The sequence below is a fragment of the Methyloceanibacter sp. genome (assembly GCF_050999895.1).
GTDB lineage: Bacteria > Pseudomonadota > Alphaproteobacteria > Rhizobiales > Methyloligellaceae > Methyloceanibacter.
This window is the reverse complement of the sequence record NZ_JBPCOU010000003.1, coordinates 1-2,884: the sequence shown is the minus strand read 5'-3', so window position 1 is coordinate 2,884 and position 2,884 is coordinate 1. Positions and strand designations below refer to the sequence as shown.

The window sequence follows — 2,884 nt, the reverse complement described above, 5'->3', positions numbered from 1 at the left end:
TTCATCAAGCTCAAGCCGACGATCGTCTATCTCACGTTCGCAACCCTGCTGCTCGGCGGCTATCTGATGCGGAAGCCGCTGCTCGCGCTCCTGTTCGGGCCGGTCTTCAATCTGACCGAGGAGGGTTGGCGCAAGCTGACCTTGCGCTGGATCGTGTTCTTCGTCGCGATGGCGGTGCTGAACGAGTTCCTCTGGCGCAACTTTTCCACCGACACATGGGTGAGCTTCAAGGCGTTCGGCTTCCTGCCCATCACCTTTGCCTTCGCCTTTGCGCAGATGCCCCTGATGCAGCGGCACGCTCTGCCGGGCAACCGCTGAGCGTGGCTTCCGTCTCAAATCAGATCGGAGCCGCCTATTTTAGGGCTAACGCCGGTCTTGGCGCGGTAGCGGTCTTGCAGCCTTACGTTGTCGAACCGATATGTGGCGGCACAATCGGACGAAACGAAAAGGTGGTCGGAAGGTCACAAGGAAAAACCTACAACCCAGCGTTGGCACAATAGCGATTCTGGGTTGTAATGGTTTAGAGTGCACCGCGCGCGACACCGCAGGGAGGAGCGAGCCCCATGGGGCAACGCCTCGGGACGATGGTTAAAGGCGGGCAGCAGCTCAATCGCTCGGCGATGCACCTTCTGCATCGCGCGGGCCAGCGCGCGGCCGACATTTTCGCGGCCGAGGCAGGCCTTAGCGGACTGACGCCAAGACAATTCGCGATCCTCATGGTGGTGGCCGAGGAAGAGGGGCTGACCCAGACAGAGCTCGTGGATCGAACTGGCGTCGACAGGTCGACGCTTGCGGATATCATTGCAAGGCTCTTGGCGCGCGGGCTGATTCAGCGCCGCCGCACCAAGGAAGACGCGCGCGCCTACGCCATCAAGCTCACCCCGCAAGGTGCGAAGAGTTTGCGCGAGGCGCAGCCCGCGGCGGCCGCTGCCGACATGCGTCTGTTGGCCGCGTTATCGCCGGCCAAGCGTCAGGACTTTCTGGAAACCTTGAACCTGCTCGTCACGAACACGCGGAAGGACTGATCCGGGGTGGTCAGCCTTCCGGCTTCGGGCTCGGCTCCAGCAGCAGGGGCAGCAGCTTCTGCGTGACGTCCTGCTCCGTCAGCGGGCCGACATGGCGGTAGGCGATCTTGCCGTCGCCCGCGATGACGTAGGTCTCCGGCACCCCATAGACACCGAAATCGATGCCGACGCGGCCGGAGCGATCGACGCCGACGCGCTCGAACGGGTTGCCGTGGCGGCCGAGGAAGCGCCGCGCCGAGGCGTCGTCGTCCTTGTAGTTGATGCCGTAGAGCCTCACGCCGGGCCGTTTCGCGAGCGCCATGAGGACGGGATGCTCCTCCTGGCATGGCACGCACCAGGACGCGAAGACGTTGACGATGGTGGGCTTGCCGGCGGCAAGATCCTTCGGGTCGAAGCTCTGCACCGGGCCCGCATCGGTGGTCAAAGCATCGAGCGGCGGAAGAGTGAAGCCGGGCACGGGCTTGCCGACCAGGGCCGAGGGCAGGCGCGAGGGATCGCCGCCATGCAGCGCGAACCAGAACAGGCCCGCAAGGCCTGCAAACAGCAGCAGCGGAAGCAGCGCGACGCCACGCCGGCGTGAGGAGGGCGGCTTTGTTTCAGTCACGAGGAGCGCTTTCGGGCGGGTTTGCGCGCTTGGGGCTTAGCGGCTTCCGGCTTCGCGGCTTCCCGCTTCGCGGCTTGCGGCTTCGAGGGAGCGGCCGCCGAGCGACGCCTGATGCCTTTGCGCTCCAGCTCGGCCAGAAGCCGCCGCTGCTTGCGGTCATCCGCGACGATGACGAGCGCCAGCGCGCAAACGGCAATGAAGGTCACGCCATAGGCGGCCAGGATGAAGATCGCGTGCTGCCCGAACTCCGGCATGGTGCGATCCTTACGCTTCCGCCCCGGCAGCGTGCTCGACTTGCGAGAGCTGCATGGCGCGCACGCGGCGGCGCAGGATCTCCGCACGCATGGCGAGGAGATGCAGGAGCACGAAAAGCAGCGTGAAGGCGCCCGCCATCACGAAAAGCGGGGTGAGCAGCGCCGGGTCGATGCTGGGACCGCCGGCGCGGAAGACGCTCGCCGGCTGATGCAGCGTGTTCCACCAGTCGACCGAGAACTTGATGATGGGAACATTGATGGCGCCGACCAGGGCGAGGATGGCGGCGGCGCGGCCGGCGCGGCCAAGCTCCTCGATCGCCTGCCACAGCGCCATGAGGCCGAGATAGAGCAGAAACAGCACGAGCATGGAGGTCAGGCGCGCGTCCCAGACCCAATAGGTCCCCCACATCGGCTTGCCCCAGAGCGAGCCCGTGACGAGGGCAATGAAGGTGAAGGTAGCCCCGATCGGGACCGCGGTCTTGGCGGCGACGTCGGCGAGAGGATGCCACCAGATGAGCGTGCCGAGGCTCGCGATGGCGATGAGCGAATAGCCGAACATGGCGAGCCACGCGGCAGGAACGTGAATGAACATGATCTTCACGGTCTCGCCCTGCTGATAATCGGGCGGCGCCACATAAAGCGAGAGGTAAAGGCCTATCCCCAGCAGCGCGAGCGTCACGAGCGTGAGCCACGGCACGACGTGGGCGACGAGGGTGAGGAAACGTGTCGGATTGGCAAGGCTCGGCATGGGGTTAACTGTCTAATTGGTTTGACAGAGCATCGCAACGACCTCGCCTCGGAGGAGGTGAAAATCAGCGTCATCATCGAGCACGGGCCTCAGCGCATGGCAACGCGCAAGCCCGCGGCCGCCGCCAGCGGCGCGAGCACGATGCTCGCGAGGCTGAAGGCGCAGAGCATGGCGAGAGGTGGCCAGGGCGAGGCAGGTCCGGTGATCGCGGCGGAGACGCTGGCTACGCCGAAGATCAGTACCGGCACGTAGA

6 protein-coding genes are annotated in these 2,884 nt (G+C 65.2%); 2 read left to right on the top strand and 4 right to left on the bottom strand.

Going from position 1 to position 2,884, the window contains the following annotated elements:
• Both ACR2J1_RS00225 and ACR2J1_RS00220 read left to right on the top strand, forming a co-directional pair.
• Nucleotides 1–318, top strand: a 318-nt coding sequence (locus ACR2J1_RS00225; RefSeq protein WP_434017330.1) for an inner membrane-spanning protein YciB, incomplete at its 5' end; no start/stop codon positions are given.
• 245 nt (nt 319–563) lie between these two features.
• Nucleotides 564–1,025, top strand: coding sequence for a MarR family winged helix-turn-helix transcriptional regulator (locus ACR2J1_RS00220; RefSeq protein WP_434017329.1), 462 nt, complete (start codon nt 564–566; stop codon nt 1,023–1,025).
• Nucleotides 1,026–1,035: 10 nt separating this feature from the next.
• On the opposite strand, the gene ACR2J1_RS00215 is transcribed toward ACR2J1_RS00220, so the two are convergent.
• The 4 genes from ACR2J1_RS00215 to ACR2J1_RS00200 all read right to left on the bottom strand — a co-directional run bounded on the left by ACR2J1_RS00215 (nt 1,036) and on the right by ACR2J1_RS00200 (nt 2,879).
• Nucleotides 1,036–1,629 (bottom strand): DsbE family thiol:disulfide interchange protein, encoded by a 594-nt coding sequence (locus ACR2J1_RS00215; protein WP_434017328.1) that lies wholly within the window; start codon nt 1,627–1,629, stop codon nt 1,036–1,038.
• Nucleotides 1,626–1,883, bottom strand: coding sequence for a heme exporter protein CcmD (gene ccmD, locus ACR2J1_RS00210; protein WP_434017327.1), 258 nt, complete (start codon nt 1,881–1,883; stop codon nt 1,626–1,628). Before ccmD ends, ACR2J1_RS00215 begins: the two co-directional genes overlap by 4 nt.
• Before the next feature lie 10 nt (nt 1,884–1,893).
• Nucleotides 1,894–2,631 carry a heme ABC transporter permease gene (locus ACR2J1_RS00205; protein WP_434017326.1) on the bottom strand — a complete coding sequence of 246 codons (738 nt, stop codon included), beginning with the start codon at nt 2,629–2,631 and terminating at the stop codon, nt 1,894–1,896.
• Nucleotides 2,632–2,720: 89 nt separating this feature from the next.
• The gene (locus ACR2J1_RS00200; protein WP_434017331.1) at nt 2,721–2,879 is read right to left on the bottom strand and encodes a heme exporter protein CcmB; all 159 of its coding nucleotides are present in this window, start codon (nt 2,877–2,879) and stop codon (nt 2,721–2,723) included.
• Between the last annotated feature and the right edge of the window lie 5 nt (nt 2,880–2,884).

Excerpts from the sequence above, each read along its gene's own strand:
- ACR2J1_RS00205 (WP_434017326.1), bottom strand. The coding sequence starts at position 2,631 with ATGCCGAGCCTTGCCAATCCGACACGTTTCCTCACCCTCGTCGCCCAC.
- ccmD (WP_434017327.1), bottom strand. The coding sequence starts at position 1,883 with ATGCCGGAGTTCGGGCAGCACGCGATCTTCATCCTGGCCGCCTATGGC.
- ACR2J1_RS00220 (WP_434017329.1), top strand. The coding sequence starts at position 564 with ATGGGGCAACGCCTCGGGACGATGGTTAAAGGCGGGCAGCAGCTCAAT.